Annotated in this window: 20 protein-coding genes; 5 read left to right on the top strand and 15 right to left on the bottom strand. The window is 64.2% G+C overall.

From position 1 onward, the window contains the following. The 3 genes from tnpB (GJ654_RS15265) to GJ654_RS15275 form a co-directional block, all read left to right on the top strand. On the top strand, positions 1–228 hold a 228-nt coding region (tnpB, locus tag GJ654_RS15265; protein ID WP_155447042.1), incomplete at its 5' end, for an IS66 family insertion sequence element accessory protein TnpB. Between the two features lie 50 nt (positions 229–278). Continuing rightward, a complete protein-coding gene (tnpC, locus tag GJ654_RS15270; RefSeq protein WP_155447043.1) occupies positions 279–1,844 on the top strand; it encodes an IS66 family transposase in 1,566 nt (521 codons plus the stop codon). After that, complete coding sequence (locus GJ654_RS15275; RefSeq protein WP_155447044.1) at positions 1,841–2,434, top strand: UPF0149 family protein; 594 nt, start codon at positions 1,841–1,843, stop codon at positions 2,432–2,434. The genes tnpC and GJ654_RS15275 overlap by 4 nt, the downstream gene beginning before the upstream one ends. A gap of 35 nt (positions 2,435–2,469) precedes the next feature. Here GJ654_RS15275 and GJ654_RS15280 read toward each other — a convergent pair whose 3' ends face one another. The 11 genes from GJ654_RS15280 to argH all read right to left on the bottom strand — a co-directional run bounded on the left by GJ654_RS15280 (position 2,470) and on the right by argH (position 13,560). Further along, entirely contained in the window at positions 2,470–3,090 is a 621-nt protein-coding gene (locus tag GJ654_RS15280) for an IS66 family transposase zinc-finger binding domain-containing protein (protein ID WP_264586271.1), read from the bottom strand. An 80-nt stretch (positions 3,091–3,170) separates the two neighbouring features. Next, positions 3,171–3,518 (bottom strand): IS66 family insertion sequence element accessory protein TnpB, encoded by a 348-nt coding sequence (gene tnpB / locus GJ654_RS15285; RefSeq protein ID WP_155447045.1) that lies wholly within the window; start codon positions 3,516–3,518, stop codon positions 3,171–3,173. Further along, a complete protein-coding gene (tnpA, locus tag GJ654_RS15290) occupies positions 3,515–3,892 on the bottom strand; it encodes an IS66-like element accessory protein TnpA (RefSeq protein ID WP_155447046.1) in 378 nt (125 codons plus the stop codon). The genes tnpB (GJ654_RS15285) and tnpA overlap by 4 nt, the downstream gene beginning before the upstream one ends. 233 nt (positions 3,893–4,125) lie before the next feature. Continuing rightward, the gene (locus GJ654_RS15295) at positions 4,126–4,686 is read right to left on the bottom strand and encodes an HNH endonuclease (protein ID WP_155447047.1); all 561 of its coding nucleotides are present in this window, start codon (positions 4,684–4,686) and stop codon (positions 4,126–4,128) included. 386 nt (positions 4,687–5,072) lie between these two features. After that, positions 5,073–5,954, bottom strand: coding sequence for a 3-hydroxybutyryl-CoA dehydrogenase (locus tag GJ654_RS15300; RefSeq protein ID WP_155447048.1), 882 nt, complete (start codon positions 5,952–5,954; stop codon positions 5,073–5,075). Positions 5,955–6,071: 117 nt separating this feature from the next. Beyond that, positions 6,072–7,013 carry an electron transfer flavoprotein subunit alpha/FixB family protein gene (locus GJ654_RS15305; protein ID WP_155447049.1) on the bottom strand — a complete coding sequence of 314 codons (942 nt, stop codon included), beginning with the start codon at positions 7,011–7,013 and terminating at the stop codon, positions 6,072–6,074. Beyond that, positions 7,013–7,762, bottom strand: a complete 750-nt coding sequence (locus GJ654_RS15310) for an electron transfer flavoprotein subunit beta/FixA family protein (protein ID WP_155447050.1) — start codon at positions 7,760–7,762, stop codon at positions 7,013–7,015. Before GJ654_RS15310 ends, GJ654_RS15305 begins: the two co-directional genes overlap by 1 nt. Before the next feature lie 343 nt (positions 7,763–8,105). Next, positions 8,106–10,496: a TIGR02302 family protein gene (locus GJ654_RS15315; RefSeq protein WP_155447051.1), complete on the bottom strand. Its 2,391-nt coding sequence runs from the start codon at positions 10,494–10,496 to the stop codon at positions 8,106–8,108. A 130-nt stretch (positions 10,497–10,626) separates the two neighbouring features. Continuing rightward, positions 10,627–11,904 (bottom strand): diaminopimelate decarboxylase, encoded by a 1,278-nt coding sequence (gene lysA, locus GJ654_RS15320; protein ID WP_155447052.1) that lies wholly within the window; start codon positions 11,902–11,904, stop codon positions 10,627–10,629. A 4-nt stretch (positions 11,905–11,908) separates the two neighbouring features. Further along, positions 11,909–12,118 (bottom strand): hypothetical protein, encoded by a 210-nt coding sequence (locus GJ654_RS15325; protein WP_155447053.1) that lies wholly within the window; start codon positions 12,116–12,118, stop codon positions 11,909–11,911. Between the two features lie 56 nt (positions 12,119–12,174). Next, positions 12,175–13,560 carry an argininosuccinate lyase gene (gene argH / locus GJ654_RS15330; RefSeq protein WP_155447054.1) on the bottom strand — a complete coding sequence of 462 codons (1,386 nt, stop codon included), beginning with the start codon at positions 13,558–13,560 and terminating at the stop codon, positions 12,175–12,177. A 33-nt stretch (positions 13,561–13,593) separates the two neighbouring features. On the opposite strand from argH, the gene GJ654_RS15335 reads away from it, so the two are divergent. After that, a complete protein-coding gene (locus GJ654_RS15335; RefSeq protein ID WP_155447055.1) occupies positions 13,594–14,274 on the top strand; it encodes a TlpA family protein disulfide reductase in 681 nt (226 codons plus the stop codon). 243 nt (positions 14,275–14,517) lie between these two features. On the opposite strand, the gene GJ654_RS15340 is transcribed toward GJ654_RS15335, so the two are convergent. The 4 genes from GJ654_RS15340 to purL all read right to left on the bottom strand — a co-directional run bounded on the left by GJ654_RS15340 (position 14,518) and on the right by purL (position 18,113). Continuing rightward, a complete protein-coding gene (locus tag GJ654_RS15340) occupies positions 14,518–14,991 on the bottom strand; it encodes a GNAT family N-acetyltransferase (RefSeq protein WP_246664776.1) in 474 nt (157 codons plus the stop codon). Between the two features lie 241 nt (positions 14,992–15,232). After that, a complete protein-coding gene (gene grxD / locus GJ654_RS15345; RefSeq protein WP_155447057.1) occupies positions 15,233–15,580 on the bottom strand; it encodes a Grx4 family monothiol glutaredoxin in 348 nt (115 codons plus the stop codon). 67 nt (positions 15,581–15,647) lie between these two features. After that, complete coding sequence (locus GJ654_RS15350) at positions 15,648–15,887, bottom strand: BolA family protein (protein WP_155447058.1); 240 nt, start codon at positions 15,885–15,887, stop codon at positions 15,648–15,650. Positions 15,888–15,896: 9 nt separating this feature from the next. Beyond that, positions 15,897–18,113, bottom strand: coding sequence for a phosphoribosylformylglycinamidine synthase subunit PurL (gene purL / locus GJ654_RS15355; protein ID WP_246664777.1), 2,217 nt, complete (start codon positions 18,111–18,113; stop codon positions 15,897–15,899). A 373-nt stretch (positions 18,114–18,486) separates the two neighbouring features. Between purL and GJ654_RS15360 the strand changes: the two genes are divergently transcribed. Beyond that, a complete protein-coding gene (locus tag GJ654_RS15360; protein ID WP_155447060.1) occupies positions 18,487–18,744 on the top strand; it encodes a hypothetical protein in 258 nt (85 codons plus the stop codon). Positions 18,745–18,812 lie beyond the last annotated feature (68 nt).

Raw genomic sequence — 18,812 nt, forward strand, 5'->3', positions numbered from 1 at the left:
TTTCGCTCGAAACGGCCCGATCGTTTGAAAATTTTGGTCTTTGACGGAACGGGCATGTGGCTCATGACGAAATGGCTCGAACTTGAGGGCGGACGTTTCGCCTGGCCGCCGATCCGCGAGGGCAAAATGATGTTGTCGGCGACGCAACTGGCCATGCTTCTGGACGGGCTGAGCGAGTGGCTCAAGATCGCGCCGCGGCCGGCGGCGCGGCCGATCAAAACCGCTTGAAACACCCTGTTTTGCTAGCGTTTCGAGGCGATTGGCGTTAGCTTGTCCTTATGGCGCTTCGACCGGAAACACTTCCCCGCGATCCTGATCGACTGATCGAGATGCTGCTCGCCAGCGAAGGGAAAAACGAAGCCTTGCAGGCGACGATCCGCACCCTGAAGGAAATGATTTTCGGGTCGCGGTCGGAAAAGCTCACGGTCGTCGTCCCCGAACAAATGGCGCTCAGTCTCGGCGAGGCGCAGGCTGCGCCTCCGGAGCCGGCGAATGACGAGCGCCTGAACGAGGCGGGCGCGCCCGCCGGGGCGCAAAAGAGGCGCAAGCGCAACATTGGCGCCTTGCCGCCGCACCTGCCGCGCCATGTGGTGGTGATCGAGCCGGACTCGATGGACTGCCCGTGCTGCGCCGGGAAGTTGCATCGCATCGGCGAGGCGGTCAGCGAAGCGCTCGACCGGATTGCGCCGGTGGTCCGGGTGGTGCGCACGATCCGCCCGAAATACGCCTGCCGGGCCTGCGAGGAGGTCATCGTTCAGGCCAAGGCGCCGGCGCGTCTCATCGAGGGCGGCATGGTCACGACCGCCTTCGTCAGCCATATCGCCGTGGCGAAATACGGCTGGTATTCGACGCTCTATCGCCAGATGCAGATCCTCGCCGGCTACGGCGTCGAGGTTGACCGGCAAACGCTGTCGCGCTGGCTCAAGGAAGCGGCGCGGATGCTGAAGAGCCTTTACGAACGCCAGTTGGCCGCCATGCATCTGCATGCGCATCTGTTCTGCGACGAGACGCGGATGCCGGTGCTCGATCCGGGAAAGGGCCGCGCCAAGACCTGCCAGCTGTGGGCGCATGCGACTGACGACCGGCCCTGGCGGGGGCCGGCCCCGCCGGCGGTCGCCTATGTGTTCGCCGACGGGCGCGGCAAGAAAGAAATTGCGGCGCAGCTCGCGACCTTCTCGGGAACGCTTCAGGTCGATGGCTATAGCGCCTACAAGGCGCTCCTCAAGGACGAGCGGGCGGCGGGCGCGATCCAGCTGGCGTTTTGCCTGACCCACGCGCGACGCAAATTTGTCGCCGTGTTCAAGTCGACAAAATCGCCGTTCGCGCAGGAAGTGGTCGAGCGCATCGCGGCGATTTACGCGATCGAGAAGACGATCCGCGGCCTCGACGCCGAACAGCGCCGCGCCGTGCGGCAGGCCGAAACCAAGCCTTTGATGGCGGCTTTGAAAGCTCGGCTGGATGAGACGCGGGATGGGCTTTCGATCCAGTCGACGCTGACGGAGGCGATCAATTACACGCTCAACCATTGGGCTGGCTTGATCCTGTTCCTCGACGACGGCCGCCTTGAGCCCGACACCAATATCGTCGAGCGTTCGATCAGACCGATTGGCATCGGGCGCCGCAACTCATTATTCTGCGGCGACGAAGGCGGGGGTGAAACCTGGGCCATTCTTTCGTCGCTCATTAACACGGCGAAACTCAACGAGATTGATCCGGAAACCTATCTGACCGACGTGCTTGAGCGCATTGTCTCGGGTCGAACGAAAAACAATCAGTTGGACGAATTGCTGGTCTGGAATTGGAAAGCGGCGCGCAGGGCTGAAACCATGAAGGCGGCGGCGTGAGCGAGACGCTTTTCACCTATGACGAAGCAGACGTGATCCTGCGTGGCGACGGTCACAGCGATTTTGTCGGCATCAACGCCATCGACGGCCTGATCGCCGCAGTCGCGGCTGGGCCGGCCTTTATTCCAACCCATGAATGGCTGCCGCAAGTCTTTGGCAAACGAATGCCGATGAAAGAGCCGGGGACGCCCGAGCATCGCCTCGTTCAGACCATCCTGCATCGTCACGACGAGGTTGTTGAAATCCTCGCCCATCGGCCTGAGGCCTATCTTCCACTGCTCATGAACGCCGAGGGCTGCGCCGTCATGACTGACTGGTCGATCGGCTTCTTGCTCGGCGTCGGCATGCGCTCCAACGCATGGCGGTCGCTGATGATCTCTGACTTCGGGATGACCCTGGCTCCAATCCTGTCCGTCAATCCAATGGGACGCGACCTGCTACTCGGCGTCTCGGAGGCGGAAATCGAACGGATTGCAGCGACGGCTCACGAAACCATCGCCGGCGCCGTCGTCGCCTTATGCCGACATTGCGCAGGCGGACGATCCGCCAGCCGACGCCTTGCCAAACTGCGAGGTGGCCGTCGGCGCTGACGGTCTGAAAATGGGTGACCGGTCGAGCCGCACCGCTAACGGAACTTCGACACCAGGATCATTGCGAGCAGGCCGGGGCCGGCAAAGCCGCGCGCGATCGGATGCGAGGGCGCCGGCGGTTCAGTGATCGCCTCGCAATCCCGGCAGGTGAACTTTTCGCGCACATGCTCGATGATTCTCCAGCGCCGCGGCTCGCTTTCCAGCGTCCGGGTCACGATCTCGCCCAGCTTGCGCAGCCGGGGGCCGCCGCATTTGCCGCACGCGCAGGGCGCCGCCTCGACAATCCGTTCGACTGGCAGATCGTCCGGCAGTTTGCGCGGTCCGCGCGGCGCCCGCCTGTGCTTGTCCTTCGTCGTTTCCGGCGCGACGATTTCCGCCTTGGTTTGTTCGGCGCCTTGGGTCTCCTCCAAATCCTCGATCGCCAGTTCGAGCTGTTCGATCAACTGCTTGCCGCGCTCCGAGGATTGTCCGAACTGTTCGCGCCGGGCCTTGGCGAGCAAAAACTTCAGGCGCTCGATCTCCAGCCTGGTGATCTTGGCTTCGCTCTGCGCGGCGAGATTTTCCGCCTCCTTCTGCGCCAGCTGTTCGCGCTGCGCGAGGATCATCGCGTGGGCGGCGGCGAGGTCGGAAGGAAGCGGATCGGAGGCGTCTTTCACGCTCGGAATTGAACCATATCTGTCCGCCGAAATCGTCCCAAAACAGCGGGCCGAGTCTGCCCGAGTCAATCGGCCGCAGATCACCCCGCCGCCTCCGGACGCCAGGTTTTCTGTGGCATGCGCCAGTCAATTCCAGAAAGAAGATAGGACAGTTGCGCCGCCGAGATCGTCACGACGCCATCGGCCATGGACGGCCACAGGAAACGCCCGCGTTCAAGCCTTTTTGTGAACAGGCATGCGCCCTGGCCATCGTGCCAGATCACCTTCAAAAGATCGCCGCGGCGACCGCGAAAACAGAATAAATTGCCGTTATGAGGATTGCGCTTCAGCGTTTCCTGCACCTGCAAAGCCAGAGAGTTGAAGCCTTTGCGCATGTCGGTGTGGCCGGTCGCCAGCCAGACGCGGACGTCGCTCGACAGCCCGATCATCTCGTTTCCATGACGTTCACGATCCGCCTCAGGGCGGCGGGATCAATGTCGGGCGCGACAACGAGCCGAACGCCACTCGGAAGAATGATCTCGACCGTTCTCGGCGACCCGCTCGACTTGGGGGCATCCTCAACGCAGACGCGAACCATCTGCGGCGGCTCAATGGCGGGCCGTGGCGGCTGGACGCCCAACTCGCGCCGCCAGGTGAACAATTGCCCGGGCGAAATCCCGTGGCGTCGCGCCGTGGCCGAAACCAGGCGAGGACCCGCCTGGCTTTCGGTGACGATCCGCAGTTTCTCCTCGTCCGACCAACGGCGCCGACGCCCCGTCTCCACGATCTCCAGCTTTTCGACACTGTGCGTATGACTATGCATACGTATAGTGTCTTACCGAGCCGCTCGCGAAATCACAGGCGGTCCAACCCGGACGCGTACTCCATGGTCAAGAGCGCGCCCTGTCGTTCGGCGCCTATCCGACCCGTACGCGCGGTGGCGTGGCGGGGCGGCAGCCGCGAGGCTGCCTGCGCTGCCTGCGCTCCCGATTGGCGCGGAATGGGCGCGCAAAAAAGCCGGCGGGTTGCGCCGGCCTCGCCATGTCTCGGGCCTCTTCAGCCTTCGAGCTCGGAATCCCAATACAAAAAATCGTGCCAGGTCTTGTGCAGCTCGCTGTTGGCCTGGGGCAGGCGGCGGGCGATCATGTCGAGCTGGAACGGGCTCGGCTCGAACGGGGCCCTCCGCAGCTTCAAACCCGCCTGGCGCGCCGTCATGTCGGCCTTGAGCAGATTGTCCCGCTGGCAGCAGGTGACGATGTTGGTCCAGCTCGTCTGCCCGCCTTTTGAGCGCGGAGTCACGTGATCGAACGTCAGGTCCTTCGCCAGCCCCTTCTGTCCGCAATATTGGCAGGTGAATTCGTCGCGCAGGAACACGTGGTAGCGGGTGAAGGCGATGCTCTTGCGCCGATGATAGTTCTTCAGCGCCACCACCGAGGGCACTTCATAGGACTTGTCGGCGGAATGCACGCGAACGTCGTCGTAATGGGCGATCGGGTAAACCCGGCCCTTGAGCAGCGCGACCAGCGCGTCCTGCCAGCTCCAGATCGACAGCGGCGCCCAGCTCACCGGCTGCATGTCGGCGTTGAGGACCAGCGTGCGGAGATTGGCTACGTTCATCGCGCCCTCCCAATCCCGGAAAGCGCGGACAGCTCGGCTGTTGGCGGCGTTTCCGCATCGATCCCAGGGGAAGAATGCAGAAACCCGATGCTCATTCCGCCCTCGGAGTCCGATGAGGGAGCGTGTGCGGAGTCAGCGGCGCGAGGGACGGGGCGACGGGGGTCGCGTCCCTAAAACTTTCGCACATGGGCATGTCATTAAACATGATGCGCCGCCTCAGTATACCGAACCGGGACAAGAGTCCACCGGCCGATTCCCTGCGGCAATAGTCTACAAGGCCGATGACGCCTTTGTGAAGACCAGGTTAAGATTTTGTTGATTTAGCGCATTGCGACTGATCCGCGCACGGCCCGATCCCCAAAACCGGGGCCATGCGTCTGCGCGCGTCAGCGCGTCGGGATCGGCGCCCCGCTGCGGTAGTCGTAGAAACCGCGTTGCGTCTTGCGGCCGAGCCAGCCGGCCTCGACATATTTGACCAGCAAAGGGCAGGGGCGGTATTTGGAATCCGCCAGCCCCTCATGCAGCACCTGCATGATCGACAGGCAGGTGTCCAGGCCGATGAAATCGGCCAGTTGCAGCGGTCCCATCGGGTGGTTGGCGCCGAGCCGCATGGCGGTGTCGATGGCGTCCACCGAGCCAACGCCCTCGTAAAGCGTGTAGATCGCCTCGTTGATCATCGGCAGCAGGATGCGGTTGACGATGAAGGCCGGGAAATCCTCCGAGACCGTGACGGTCTTGTGCAGCTTCTCGATGAAAACCTTGGCCGCCGCAAAGGTCTCGTCGTCGGTCGCTATGCCCCGGATCAGCTCGACCAGCTGCATGCGCGGCACCGGATTCATGAAGTGAATGCCGATGAACCGACCGGGACGGTCGGTGCTCGCCGCGAGGCGGGTGATGGAAATCGACGAGGTGTTGGTGGCGACCACGGCTTCGGGCTTCAGATGACCGCGAAGGTTGGTGAAAACGGCGCGCTTGACCTCCTCGTTCTCGGAGGCCGCCTCCATGACGAGGTCGGCGTCGCCAAGGGCGGCGAAATCGGCCGCCGGCTTGATCAGCGCCAGCGCCGCGTCCTTTTCCGCCACGGTCATGCCGCCGCGCTCGACCGCGCGGCCCAGATTGGCGCCGATCCGGGCGATCCCGGCTTCGATGCGCTCGGGGGATATGTCGTTGAGGAGAACTTCAAAACCTGCGGAGGCGCTGACCTGGGCGATGCCGCAGCCCATCTGTCCCGCGCCGACGACGCCGATCTTGCGAATTTCGAAGCTCATTGTTCATTCCCGAGGGGTGAAACCGGCGGCGATCATAGGGCTTAATCGTCGCCAGTCCATAGGTCTAGAGCATGATCCCAGAAAGTCGAATGGTCATGATCCCGCCAGCCGGCCGCCTCAGCGGCCGATCTTGGTCAGTTCGTCCTTGAGCTCGGGCAGGGCCGTGTAAAGGTCCGCCACAAGGCCGTAATCCGCCACCTGGAAGATCGGGGCTTCCTCGTCCTTGTTGATCGCCACGATCACCTTGGAATCCTTCATGCCCGCCAGATGCTGGATGGCGCCGGAAATGCCGCAGGCGATGTAAAGCTCGGGCGCGACCACCTTGCCGGTCTGACCGACCTGCCAGTCGTTGGGCGCATAGCCCGCGTCCACCGCGGCGCGCGAGGCGCCCATGGCCGCGCCGAGCTTGTCGGCGACCGGCTCGATGTAGGTCTTGAAGTTTTCCGCATTGGCCATGGCGCGGCCGCCGGAAATGATGATTTTTGCGGACGTCAGCTCCGGACGGTCGGACACGGCCAGCGCCTCGCTCTTGAAGCTCGACAAGCCGGAATCCGCCGGCGGCGTCACCGCCTCGATCGGCGCCGAACCGCCTTCGCCGGTCGCGGCGAAAGTGGAGGTGCGCACAGTGATCACCTTTTTCGCGTCGGTCGCCTGAACGGTCTGGATGGCGTTGCCGGCGTAGATCGGACGCTCGAACGTGTCGGGCGAGACGACTTTCGAGATTTCCGACACCTGCGCCACGTCGAGCAGCGCGGCGACGCGCGGCAGGACGTTCTTGCCGTTGGAGCTGGCCGGGGCGACGATGGCGTCATAGCCGCCGGCGAGCGACACGATCAAATCGGCCGTGACTTCGGCGATCTGGTGCTTGAACGCGTCGCCGGACGCCGTGAGCACCTTTTCCACGCCCGCGAGTTTTGAGGCCGCCTGCGCGGCCGCGTCCGAGCCGCAGGCGACGAGGATGTGGACCGGGCCGCCGAGGGCGGCGGCGGCGGTCAGAGCCTTGGCGGTGGCGTCGTTCAGCTTGCCGCCATGCACTTCAGCAAGGAGAAGAGTCGTCATCAGATCACCCCGGCTTCGTCTTTGAGTTTGCTCACCAGTTCGGCCACCGAGGCCACTTTCACGCCCGCCTTGCGGGTCGGCGGTTCGGTGGTCTTCAACACCTTCAGGCGCGGCGTCGTGTCCACGCCATAGTCGGCGGGGGTCTTTTCGGCGATGGGTTTTTTCTTCGCCTTCATGATGTTGGGCAGCGAGGCGTAGCGCGGCTCGTTGAGGCGCAGGTCGGTGGTCACCACCGCCGGGGTCTTCAGCGTCACGGTTTGCAGGCCGCCGTCGACTTCGCGGGTCACGTCAACCGTGCCGTCCGCGACTTCCACCTTGGAGGCGAAGGTGCCCTGGCCCCAGCCGAGCAGCGCGGCGAGCATCTGTCCGGTCTGGTTCGAGTCGTCGTCTATCGCCTGCTTTCCCAAAATGATCAGGCCGGGCTGTTCTTCCTGCGCCACGGCTTTCAGAATTTTGGCGACGGCGAGCGGCTCCACCGTCTCGTCGGTCTTGACCAGAATGCCGCGATCCGCGCCCATGGCGAGGCCGGTGCGCAGGGTTTCGGTGGCCTGTTGCGGGCCGATGGAGACGACCACGACTTCCGTCGCCTTGCCGGCTTCCTTCAGGCGCAGCGCTTCTTCCACGGCGATTTCGTCGAAGGGATTCATCGACATCTTCACATTGGCGAGCTCGACGCCCGAGCCGTCCGCCTTGACGCGGATCTTCACGTTGTAATCGACGACCCGCTTCACGGGCACGAGAAGTTTCATCGCTTTCAGCCTCCCAATGGGAATTGGTTTAGGTATGATCTAATTGTCCGTCATGTTCTGTTAGTCGGGCGGGAAAACTTAGTCAATTGCGGCGCGGGGTGGAAAAAAGTCCGGATCCGCCGGTTCCGGCGTCCGCGCGGAAATCGACTGACAAATCGGGGCCTTCGCAGCCCCTCGCGCCCTCTCGGCAAAATCGCGCAGCCGTCTTGCGGAAAAACCGGATCACGTGTTGGTGCCGGGGCGCCAGAGCGGATCGGTGCGGCGTGGATGGCCGGGACGACGCCCGGACATGACGACACGGAGTTGCATGGCCGGCGAGATGCTCTCGTAGCTGTAGAATGTTTCAATTGGGGCGAATCAGTCGCTCCAGATAGTCCAGCTCTTCCTGGGCGCGGCTGGGGTCCGAGAGCCGCTTGCGCAACTCGTCGAGAATCCTGCGGGCTTTTTGAGCGGCCGTGGCCTTGACGCCGTCGCTGCGCTGGGCGTTGTCGAACGGACCTTCGCCGTTCTTGTCGCGGCCGCCGCGCTTCTCGCCGCCGGCCTCCTGGCCCTCGCCGTCCTTGCCCTTGGCCATTTCGCCGGCGCTCTTGCCCATCTGGTCGAGCGCGCTCTGCTGGTCGGCCATGGCCTGCCCCTCGTCGCCCTGCTTTAACGCGTTTTCCGCGCCCTTCATCGACTCCTCGGCCTGTTTCAGGCCTTCCGCCGCCTTCTCGTCCATGGCGGGCGCGTTTTTTCTGAGCGCGTCGAGTTTTTCGCGCAGCTTGCCCTGGCGCTGCTCCAGCGAGCCCTCGCCGGGCTTGTCGCCTTTCCCCTTGCCGGCTTTCTGGCCCTCGCCCTGCTGCTGCTCGCGGCCCTGCATCCCCGGCGCGCCTTTGCCGCGCTCCTGTTCGGCGGTTTCGTCGCGCAATTGCTGCTGCTCGCGCATCATCTTGTCGAGCTCGCGCCGCGACTGGCGGTCGCGCGATTTTTGCGACGGTCCCCCCTGCGCGTTCTGCAGGTTTTCCAGCATGGATTGCATCTGGTCGAGCAGGGCCTGGGCGGTCTCCATGTCGCCGTCCTCCATGGCCTTTTTCATCTGCTCCAATAGCTTTTGAAAATCCTCGGGCGAGACGGCCTTGCCCTCGCCGGTCTGGCTCTCGCCCTGCCGTTGCTGGCCCTTTTTCGCCATTTCCTGGAGAAAATTCTCCATGGCCTTCTGCATGTCCTTGGTCAGGCGGTCGATGTCCTCTTTCGAGGCGCCGGTCTTCAGCGCCTCGCGCAGCGCCTTTTCCGCCGCGCGCAGGTCGCGCTCGGCCTGGGACATGTCGCCTTCCTCGATCTGCAGCGCCATGGCCCAGAGATAGTCGGCGACCCCGCGCAGATCGTCGTCGTTCTGGGCGTGGCGCAGGGCGAGAATGGCGTGGCGCAGGCCGAGATGGACGGAAAATTTCGGCGTGAACAGCTCGGGCGCGATGTCCAGCGCCTCCAATGCGGAGTTCACCTGGCCCCGGCGCTCCGCGTCGAGCGCGAGAATGCGCCGCTGCTCCACCAGCGCCAGCGCCAGCGGGTCCTTGAAAATTTTCTGCGGCAGGGCAAAAGGCCCGATGCGCGCCTCGCCCTCTTGCCCGGCCTCGTCGCGGACGCTCAGGCTCAACTGCACGGGACGGCCGGCGTAGGGGCTGTCGCTCCAGTCCAGCGTGGCGCGGGCCTCGCCGAGCCCGCCCGGCGCGGCGGGCAGGTCCAGCGGCGCCTCGGGCGGCGCGAACAGCGCGTGGCCGCTGTCCTCGACCGATTTTGCCGCGATTTTCGCGTCGCGGGCGCCGTAATCGTCCTCGATGCGATAGGAGAGCGTGAACGAGCCGCGCGCATTGGTTTTTGGCTCACCGACCAGCGCGATTTTCGGAGGCTGGTCGGGCTCGGCGTGGAGGGCAAAATTTCCGCGGGCTGCGCCGGAAAGGCCCAAGCGGGCGTCGCCGCGCAGGACAAAATGCTTTTCGCCGCCTTTTTCCTTTTCGGGCGCGGGCGCCAGGCCTTCGGAGACGTTGAGGCCGAGCGCGGCGATATTGCCGGCCCGCGCCACGACGAGCGAGCCGACCGGCGCGGAGATGCTCTGTTCCTCGTTCTGGTTGAGGGTGAGGACGAGGGGCGGCTTGCCGGTGTAGCGCGGCGGGTCGATCCAGACATCGACGCGGGTCGAATCCCCGGGCGCGAGGGCGCGCCAATCAAAAGCGGCGGCGAGGCGGATGTATTTTTCGGGGCCGGCGACAAAAGCGGTCGCGCACAGGGCCAGGATCGCCAGCGCGCCCCAGGCGCGCGGGTCCTGTGCGGCGAGGCGGGGCGATGGCAGGGGCGCGCGCAGTTTTTTGACGTTTTTGCGCATGCGCCGCAGATGCGCGGCCCACAGCAGGCTTGTGGGTTCCTGATCCGGATTGGCGAGCGCGTCGGCGAGCGCGGCGGCGGGATTGTCCTCGCGGCCCTGGTCGAGTTTGCCGCGCGCCTGCGCCCGGCCGGTCCAGCGCAAGCGGCGCAGGCGCGACAGCGCCAGCAGCAGCAGGACGCCCAGCGCGACGCCGCCGGCGATCCGCCCGGCCGGCGGCGCGGCGAGCCAAATCCCTGTCCAGGACAGGGCGGCGAAACCGATCAGCAGCGCCAGCGCCGGCGCGAGGAGCAGGATGAGCTGTTCGAGGAACAGGGCGAATTGCGTGAGGAGGGTGAGCAGGCCAAGCCGCGTTCTTGCGGCGCGCAACTCTTCCATTCTGTCTCCGTTGCTGGCCCGGTCGACCGCAAAAACCTTGGACCGCCCTTGTCCCTGGAGACGCGCCTTTCAGGCGCTTCTCGGGATGAGGGCTAACTCCAGCGGGCTTTTGGCGGGCTGCTGGCTTGGATCATAGCAACCAGTTGGGAACGCGGTCGAGTCCGATCAAGTCCTCGTAGCGCAGGCGCGGGCGGATCACGGCGTGTTGGTCGCCATCGACCAAAACTTCCGGGATCAGCAGCCGGCTGTTGTAGGTGCAGGCCTGCGCCGCGCCATAGGCGCCCGCCGACATGACCGCGAGGAGGTCGCCCGGCTTCGGCTCGGGCAGCGTGCGGTCCTTGGCGAGGTAATCGCCGGTCTCGCAGACCGGGCCGACCAGATCAGCCTTGATGTTCGTCGCTTCGGGCGCGGGCTGCGCCACCGGGAAAATGTCGTGATGCGCCTCGTAGAGCGTGGGGCGCACCAGATCGTTCATCGCCGCGTCGACAATGATGAAATTTTTCCCCGCGCCGCGCTTTACATAAATCACCTTGGTGACCAGCACCCCGGCGTTGCCGACGATCAGCCGCCCCGGCTCGAACACGGTTTTGACGCCCAGCGGTTTGATGTGGCGGCGCACGATCGCCGCGTAACGCTCGGGATGATAGGTTTGCGCGCTCGCCTCTTCCTGCTCGGAATAGGGGATGCCGAGGCCGCCGCCGAGATCGACGTGATGGATCGCGTGGCCGCGCCGGCGCAATTCGCCGACAAACCCGGCCAGCAGGGCAAAGGCGTTGTCGAACGGGGTCAAATCCGTGATCTGCGAGCCGATGTGCATGTCCACGCCGGCGATTTTCACGCCGGGGAGTTTCGCGGCCCGGTCGTAAACGTCGGCGGCGACCGATATCGGCACGCCGAACTTGTTTTCCGATTTTCCCGTCGAAATTTTCGCGTGGGTTTTGGCGTCCACGTCGGGATTGACGCGGATGGAAATGGGCGCGGTTTGCCCGCGCGAACAAGCGATCTGGGAAATGCGCTCCAGTTCCGGCTCGGATTCGACGTTGAAGCAGAAAATGCCCAGGTCGAGAGCCAGCGCGATCTCGCGGTCGGTCTTGCCCACGCCGGAAAAGGTGATTCTTTCGCCCGCGACGCCAGCCGCGCGGGCGCGTAAAAGTTCGCCTTCGGAGACGACGTCCATCCCTGAGCCCATTCCCGCCAGCAGTTTTAAAATCGCCTGGTTGGAATTGGCCTTCATCGCATAGCAGACGAGGGCGTCGAGGTCGGCCACGGCCTTGGAAAAAACGCTAAAATGCCGACGGATGGTGGCGGCGCTGTAGAGATAGAACGGGGTTTCGACCTCCCGCGCCAGATCGGGCAGGGCATGGCCTTCGGCGTGCAGCACGCCGTTCTCGTAAGCGAAATGACGCATGGTTTTACAGCAGGAAGTCGAAAGGCGTGGGTTGCTTGCTCGCGCCGGCTTTCAGCGCGGGATCGCTGACGCCGTGCGGCAGTTTCTGCGGCGAATTCGCCGGCAGGGCGGCGGTGGAGGGCGCCTCGGGATAGCCTTTTCGCCCGCAGCCTTCGAGCGCGAGCGCGCCAGCGAGCAGGGAAGCGGCTGTGAGCAGGCGAAGCAGTCGAGCCAAGGTCCAAACCTTTCCAATTGCGCGAACTATAGGCGCGATAAAGTCGCGCCTCCAAACTATTTCTTGGCGAGCTTCTGTTTCCAGCCGCGCGCCTGCTCCAGCACGTTTTGCGGCGCCGTGCCGCCATAGGACAGGCGGCTGCGCACCGATTTCTCTACACCAAGCACGTCAAAAATCTCTGACGTTATGGCGGGCTCGACGCCCTGCATTTCGCTGAGCGTCAGCTCTTCCAGCTCCTTGCCCGTGTCGCTGGCCAGCGCCACGATGCGGCCGGTGACGTGATGGGCTTGGCGGAACGGCAGATTGAGCGCGCGCACCAGCCAGTCCGCCAAATCCGTTGCGGTGGAATAGCCGGAGCCCGCCGCCGCCTTCATTTTTTCAAGCTTTGGCGTCAGGTCGCGGACCATGCCGGCCATGGCGGCGATGCACAGCGACAGGCTTTGGAGGGAGTCGAAACAGCCTTCCTTGTCCTCCTGCATGTCCTTGGAATAGGCGAGCGGCAGGCCCTTCATCACGATGAGAAGGCCGGCGAGGTCGCCGATGACGCGGCCCGATTTGCCGCGCACCAGTTCGGCGGCGTCGGGATTGCGCTTTTGCGGCATGATCGACGAGCCCGTCGTGAACTTGTCGGACAGCGCGATGAAACCGAACTGCGGCGTGGTCCACAGCACGATTTCCTCGGCGAAACGGGACAGGTGCGTGGCGGCGATGGCGGCGGCCGACAGGGTTTCCAGGACGAAATCGCGGTCGGAGACGCTGTCGAGCGAATTGGCGGTGGGGCGGTCGAAGCCCAGCGTTTTTGCCGTGGCGAAACGGTCGATGGGGAAGCTGGTGCCGGCGAGCGCCGCCGCGCCGAGCGGGCATTCGTTCAGCCGTTTCCGCGCGTCGTTGAAGCGACCCCGGTCGCGGGAAATCATCTCGACATAGGCGAGCAGGTGATGGCCGAACGTCACGGGTTGCGCGGATTGCAGGTGGGTGAAACCGGGCATGACCGCTTCGGCGTAGGTTTCCGCCTTGTCGGCCAGCGCCGCTTGCAGGTCGGCGAGCTGGGCGTCGAGGTCGTCGATGGTGTCGCGCACCCAGAGCTTGAAGTCGACGGCGACCTGATCGTTGCGCGAGCGCGCCGTGTGCAGGCGACCGGCGGCGGGACCGATCTTTTCGGCGAGCCGCGATTCGACATTCATGTGAATGTCTTCGAGGGCGCGGGAGAAGGTGAAATTTCCGCTCTCGATTTCGGCGGCGACCTCGTCTAGACCCTTGGAAATCGCTTCGGCGTCGGCGGCGCTGACGATGCCCTGTTTCGCCAGCATGGCGACATGGGCCTTCGAGCCGGCGATGTCCTGTTTCGCCAAGCGATAGTCGAAACCGATGGAGGCGTTGATCTCTTCCATGATGGCGTCGGGACCGCTGGCGAACCGGCCGCCCCACATCTGATTGCTCATGACTTTCTCCAGAAGACCGTAGCCGAGGCCCTCATGACTGACCCTGACGAACCGCAAGAGCCGGTGCGCGCCACGCCCGAACAGATGCGCCAGATCGCGCGAAAACTGATCCTGCCGCACGCGATCTTCGTCCCCGCGGCCCTGGCCGCGTGTGTTTGGTTCGTCCTATACGTGTTGGGCGGGGAGGGCAAGAAAGCGGCGGCGGCGCAATGCGAGGCGTCGCGGGCCGTGGCCGAGCGGATCGCGCCATTTGCTAAGGGGGATTTTGCGGCTCTGGCGGTGCGGTCCGATCCCAAGCCGATGCCGGAGCTGTCGTTTGCCGGGCCGCAGGGGCCGACCACGCTGGCAAGTTTTCGCGGCAAGCCGATTCTGCTGAACGCTTGGGCGACGTGGTGCGTGCCGTGTCGCGAGGAAATGCCGGCGCTGGATCGCCTGCAGGGGGCGGTTGAGGGCGTGACCGTGGTGGCGCTCAATGTCGATACGGCGAAGAAGGAGCGGGCCAGGGCGTTTTTCGGCGAGATCGGCGTGAAGAATTTGGGATTTTATCAGGACGCGGATGGCGCGAGTTTCGAGGCGCTGCGCCGGGCGGGCAAGGTTTTGGGGCTGCCGACCACGTTTGTTGTTGGACCCGATGGGTGCGAGATCGCCGCGCTGGCGGGGCCGGCGAAATGGGATGGGGATGAGGCGAAGGCGCTGGTGGGCGTGCTGAAATAAGTGTAGCCCGAGGTTGAAATCGTAGCGCCCCGCGTCAAAATCGTCATTGCGAGCGAAGCGAAGCAATCCAGAAATCTATCCGTCTGACGATCCGTGGACATGATCTGCGCCGGGGCCTTCATCGGCGCCTGGATTGCTTCGCTTCGCTCGCAATGACGGTGGAAAGGCCAGAGGCCCTCATGCTCATCGCTCGCCCGACATGGCAAGGCGGGCTGGCGCAAGTGGGAGGCGCCCACGCGGAGTTCAGACGGGCGCGACCATATATTTTGCTGTCGAGCCATAGGACGCGAGTTTTTCCGCGAGATCGGGGTTTTGGACGGCGGAAAAACCGAATCGGGACCATAGGCGGTCCGTCCCGTAGACCGAGATCAGCGCCAGGTTTTTCAGGTTTTCTTGCGTCGCAATGGTCCGGAGTTGTGCGGCGAGCGTCGCGCTCGCCGACTGGCCTCTGCCGCTTGGCCGTATCGCGGCGTCGTGGAGATAGAGGCAATTCGCCGCCGCGGGAAGGGCGTTCAGAAACGCATCCAACGGCGGAACCGAATTCAGCAGCCAGGGATGCGAGATCGCGTAGCCGGCCGCGCCGCCGTCGCTGTGAAGGATGAGGCAGCCTTTTGGGAAAAGGCTGAATTTTTCGCGAAAAACTTCCGGGCGCTCCGGCAGTGAGGTGTGAATTTCCGTCGCGATTTCATGGACTGTTTGAAGGTCCTCGGCGGCCATGGGCCGCCAAAAAGCTTTGTTTTGATGCACGATCATCAGAAAATTTGAGACAAGTTCAGCCGCTCCACGTCAAAACGCACGGACGCGGAGCCTCGAAAAACAAGGGAAAAATCGCGCCGATCGCGGGGCCCCTCATCCGTCTCGCGCTCCGCGCGAGCCACCTTCTCCCGCAAGGGGAGAAGGGGAGCGCGTGACCATTGTCGGCGCAACTGCAACGCTTTTTTCGCCGCGTCGCCTCGATTTACGCCTGCGCGGCGTCCTTCACCGGCACGCCGGCCGTCTTGAAGGCGCTGACCAGCTCGCCCGACTGGAACATTTCGCGAACGATGTCGCAGCCGCCGATGAACTCGCCCTTGATGTAGAGCTGCGGAATGGTCGGCCAATTGGAGAACGCCTTGACGCCCTCGCGGATTTCCCCGTCCTCAAGCACGTTCACGCCCTTGTAGGGCACTTCGAGGTGACCGAGAATCTTGGCGACCTGACCGGAAAAACCGCATTGCGGGAAGTTGGGCGTGCCCTTCATGAACAGCACGACATCGTTGGATTCGATGTCCTGCTTGATGCGGTCGAGAGTCTGTTGGTTCGACATGTCAAAATCCTTTCAACGGAGGTCAAGGCTCCGTCAACTCCAAAAGTAAGGTGGGCCGGCGAACCGTTCAAGCCGTTTCGGGCGGCGCGGTTTCCAGCGCCAGCGCGTGCAGCGCGCCGCCGACATTGCCTTTCAGCGCGGCATAAACCAGCTGATGCTGCTTGACGCGGCTCAGGCCGCGAAACGCTTCCGAAACCACCTGGGCGCGGTAGTGGTCGCCGTCGTTGACCAGCGCCGTAATATAGACTTCGGCGTCGGGCAGGGCTTCCTTGATCATCTGCTCGATGACGTGGGGTTCCATAGGCATGGGCGTTCCTCAGGCTTTGCCGCCGGACATATAGGCCGGCATCCAGGATTCATGGGCTTCAAGCAAGTCCCGCACCAGAACGGGTTTTTCCGCGCCGAGTTTTAGAACATCGCCGCCGGTTTCGCCAATCAGCGCCGCCGGGACGCCTGCCAGCTTGGCTTCCACGAGCACGGCATCCGCCTTGGCGGTGTGGACCGCCAGGAGATAACGGCCCTGGTCCTCGCCGAACCAATTTTTTGGCGCGTCGCCGCCGAGGGCGGAAACCGTCGCGCCGATTTTGCCGGCCATGGCGCTTTCCGCCACCGCGACCGCGAGGCCGCCATCCGAAAGATCGTGGACCGAGGACACGTCGCCGCGCGAAATGAGGTCGCGAACAAAATCGCCGTTGCGCTTTTCAGCCGAAAGGTCGACCGGCGGCGGCGCGCCCTCTTCGCGGCCCAGAATTTCGCGCAGGTAGAGGGATTGGCCGAGCCAGCCCTCGCCTTCGCCGATCAGGATCAGCTTTTCGCCGGGATTTCGAAACGCGATGCCGACCGCCTTGGTCACGTCGGCGACCAAGCCGACGCCGCCGATCGCCGGGGTCGGCAAAATCCCCTTGCCCTGCGTTTCATTGTAAAGCGACACGTTGCCGGAGACGATGGGATAGTCCAGAGCGCGACACGCTTCGCCGATGCCCTGGAGACAGCCGACGAACTGGCCCATGATTTCGGGCTTTTCCGGATTGCCGAAATTGAGATTGTCGGTGAGGGCGAGCGGCTTGCCGCCGACCGCCGTAATGTTGCGCCAGCTTTCGGCCACCGCCTGCTTGCCGCCCTCGACCGGGTCCGCGTAGCAATAGCGCGCGGTGACGTCTGTGCTGAGGGCGAGGCCCTTGGGGCCGTCGTCGATGCGCACGACCGCGGAATCGCCGCCGGGGCCGACGATGGTGTTGCCAAGAATCAAATGGTCGTATTGCTCCCAGACCCAGCGTTTTGACGCCATGTCGGGGCAGGACACCAGTTTTTTCAGCGCCTCGCCCGTGGTGAGCGGCGCGGGCAGGGCGGTGGAGTCGAGTTTTTGCGGCTTCGGCGTGGGCACGTGGGGGCGGTCGTAGAGCGGGGCCTGATCGCCGAGTTCCTTGATCGGCAGGTCGACCTTGATCTCGCCGCCATGCTTGATGACAAAGCGCAATGTGTCCGTGGTTTTGCCGATGACGGCGAAATCCAGGCCCCACTTGCGGAAAATGGCTTCCGCCTCTTCTTCCTTGTCGGGGTCGAGCACCATGAGCATGCGCTCCTGGCTTTCCGACAGCATCATTTCGTAGGCGGTCATGCCGCGCTCGCGGCAGGGGACCTTGTCGAGGTCGAGTTCGACGCCGAGATTACCCTTCGCGCCCATTTCGACCGCCGAGGAGGTCAGGCCGGCGGCGCCCATGTCCTGAATGGCGACGACGCAACCTTTGCGCATGATTTCGAGGCAAGCTTCCAGCAGCAGCTTTTCCGAGAAGGGGTCGCCGACCTGCACGGTGGGGCGCTTTTCGTCGCTGTCCGCGTCGAATTCGGCCGAGGCCATGGTGGCGCCGTGGATGCCGTCGCGTCCGGTTTTCGAGCCGAGATAGACGATGGGGCGGCCGACGCCGGTCGCGGCGGCGTAGAAAATCTCGTCGGTCTTGACGAGGCCGACCGCCATGGCGTTGACGAGGATGTTGCCGTCATAGGACGGGTGGAACTCGGTGGAGCCGCCGACGGTGGGCACGCCGAAGGAATTGCCGTAGCCGCCGATGCCGGCGACGACGCCGGACACCAGATGTCTTGTGCGCGGGTGGTCGACCGAGCCGAACCGCAACAGGTTCAGGCAGGCGATGGGGCGGGCGCCCATCGTGAACACGTCGCGTAAAATGCCGCCGACGCCCGTCGTCGCGCCCTGGTAGGGCTCGATATAGGAGGGGTGGTTGTGGCTTTCCATTTTAAAGGCCACCGCCTGGCCGTCGCCAATGTCGATGATGCCGGCGTTCTCGCCGGGGCCCTGGATCACCCAGGGCGCGCTGGTCGGCAGTTTCTTCAGGTGCAGGCGCGAGCTCTTGTAGGAGCAATGCTCGTTCCACATGGCGGAAAAGATGCCCAGCTCCGTGAAGGTGGGCTCGCGGCCGATGAGGTCGAGGATGCGCTGGTATTCGTCAGGTTTTAAGCCGTGCTGGGCGATCAGGTCCGGGGTGATGGCCGGTTCTTTAGAAGTCTGGGCGGTCAAGGGATCGGCCTCTGCATGGCGCCGGGCGCGCGAAGGGAGTTGCGCGTTTCGATAGAGCCTCGCGTCCGGATTGGCAAGAATTGAGCGCTGGGAGGACAAGGAGACGGAAGCGAATTGCGCAAGAGCATCCTGGCGGCATGGGCGACGGCTGACGGGCGCGATGGGTTCCTTTGCCCGCCTGCGAGACGGGGGGCGGGGACAGGAACGCATTGCCCATGGCTCCGTGGCAAGGACAGGACTGGGAAGCGCAATGCGATCCACTCCCCTTTGGCGATCAGCGAAAAACTTCGAAAAAACTTTGAACCCTTTTTGCGGATGCCGCGACCCATGGATGCAAGGGCCGCAAGGGGCCTTGAACCCAGGGAGCAGAACGATGACCAACACTTTTCGCGCCAGCCTGACCGCCCTCGCCGTCGCCGCCGCGCTCGCCGCCGTCCCCGCCGCGCAAGCCAAGCCCTGGCCGCCGCATCCGCATCATCACTGGGGCCCCGGCATCGGCATTGGTCTGGGTTTGGGCCTGATCGGCGCCGCCGCCGCTTCCGCCGCCTACGCCAATGACGGCTACTGCCACTTCGAGCGCCGCTACGACGAATATGGCGAGTATATCGGCCGGGTGCGTGTCTGCGAATGACCGGTTTGGGCGGCGGCGGGGCCTTGACCTTTGGCCTCCGCCGCCCGATCCTCGGAAGGGCTCAATTC

The sequence above is a fragment of the Rhodoblastus acidophilus genome, from assembly GCF_009720655.1.
GTDB lineage: Bacteria > Pseudomonadota > Alphaproteobacteria > Rhizobiales > Beijerinckiaceae > Rhodoblastus > Rhodoblastus acidophilus_A.

What these genes read in the sequence shown, in the direction of transcription:
- GJ654_RS15305 (WP_155447049.1), bottom strand. Translation starts at nt 7,013, where the DNA reads ATGACGACTCTTCTCCTTGCTGAAGTGCATGGCGGCAAGCTGAACGAC.
- tnpA (WP_155447046.1), bottom strand. Translation starts at nt 3,892, where the DNA reads ATGCATAGTCATACGCACAGTGTCGAAAAGCTGGAGATCGTGGAGACG.
- GJ654_RS15310 (WP_155447050.1), bottom strand. Translation starts at nt 7,762, where the DNA reads ATGAAACTTCTCGTGCCCGTGAAGCGGGTCGTCGATTACAACGTGAAG.
- GJ654_RS15315 (WP_155447051.1), bottom strand. Translation starts at nt 10,496, where the DNA reads ATGGAAGAGTTGCGCGCCGCAAGAACGCGGCTTGGCCTGCTCACCCTC.
- lysA (WP_155447052.1), bottom strand. Translation starts at nt 11,904, where the DNA reads ATGCGTCATTTCGCTTACGAGAACGGCGTGCTGCACGCCGAAGGCCAT.
- GJ654_RS15335 (WP_155447055.1), top strand. Translation starts at nt 13,594, where the DNA reads ATGACTGACCCTGACGAACCGCAAGAGCCGGTGCGCGCCACGCCCGAA.
- GJ654_RS15340 (WP_246664776.1), bottom strand. Translation starts at nt 14,991, where the DNA reads ATGGCCGCCGAGGACCTTCAAACAGTCCATGAAATCGCGACGGAAATT.
- GJ654_RS15360 (WP_155447060.1), top strand. Translation starts at nt 18,487, where the DNA reads ATGACCAACACTTTTCGCGCCAGCCTGACCGCCCTCGCCGTCGCCGCC.
- tnpC (WP_155447043.1), top strand. Translation starts at nt 279, where the DNA reads ATGGCGCTTCGACCGGAAACACTTCCCCGCGATCCTGATCGACTGATC.
- tnpB (WP_155447045.1), bottom strand. Translation starts at nt 3,518, where the DNA reads ATGATCGGGCTGTCGAGCGACGTCCGCGTCTGGCTGGCGACCGGCCAC.
- argH (WP_155447054.1), bottom strand. Translation starts at nt 13,560, where the DNA reads ATGAGCAATCAGATGTGGGGCGGCCGGTTCGCCAGCGGTCCCGACGCC.
- GJ654_RS15300 (WP_155447048.1), bottom strand. Translation starts at nt 5,954, where the DNA reads ATGAGCTTCGAAATTCGCAAGATCGGCGTCGTCGGCGCGGGACAGATG.
- GJ654_RS15295 (WP_155447047.1), bottom strand. Translation starts at nt 4,686, where the DNA reads ATGAACGTAGCCAATCTCCGCACGCTGGTCCTCAACGCCGACATGCAG.
- GJ654_RS15350 (WP_155447058.1), bottom strand. Translation starts at nt 15,887, where the DNA reads ATGCCTATGGAACCCCACGTCATCGAGCAGATGATCAAGGAAGCCCTG.
- grxD (WP_155447057.1), bottom strand. Translation starts at nt 15,580, where the DNA reads ATGTCGAACCAACAGACTCTCGACCGCATCAAGCAGGACATCGAATCC.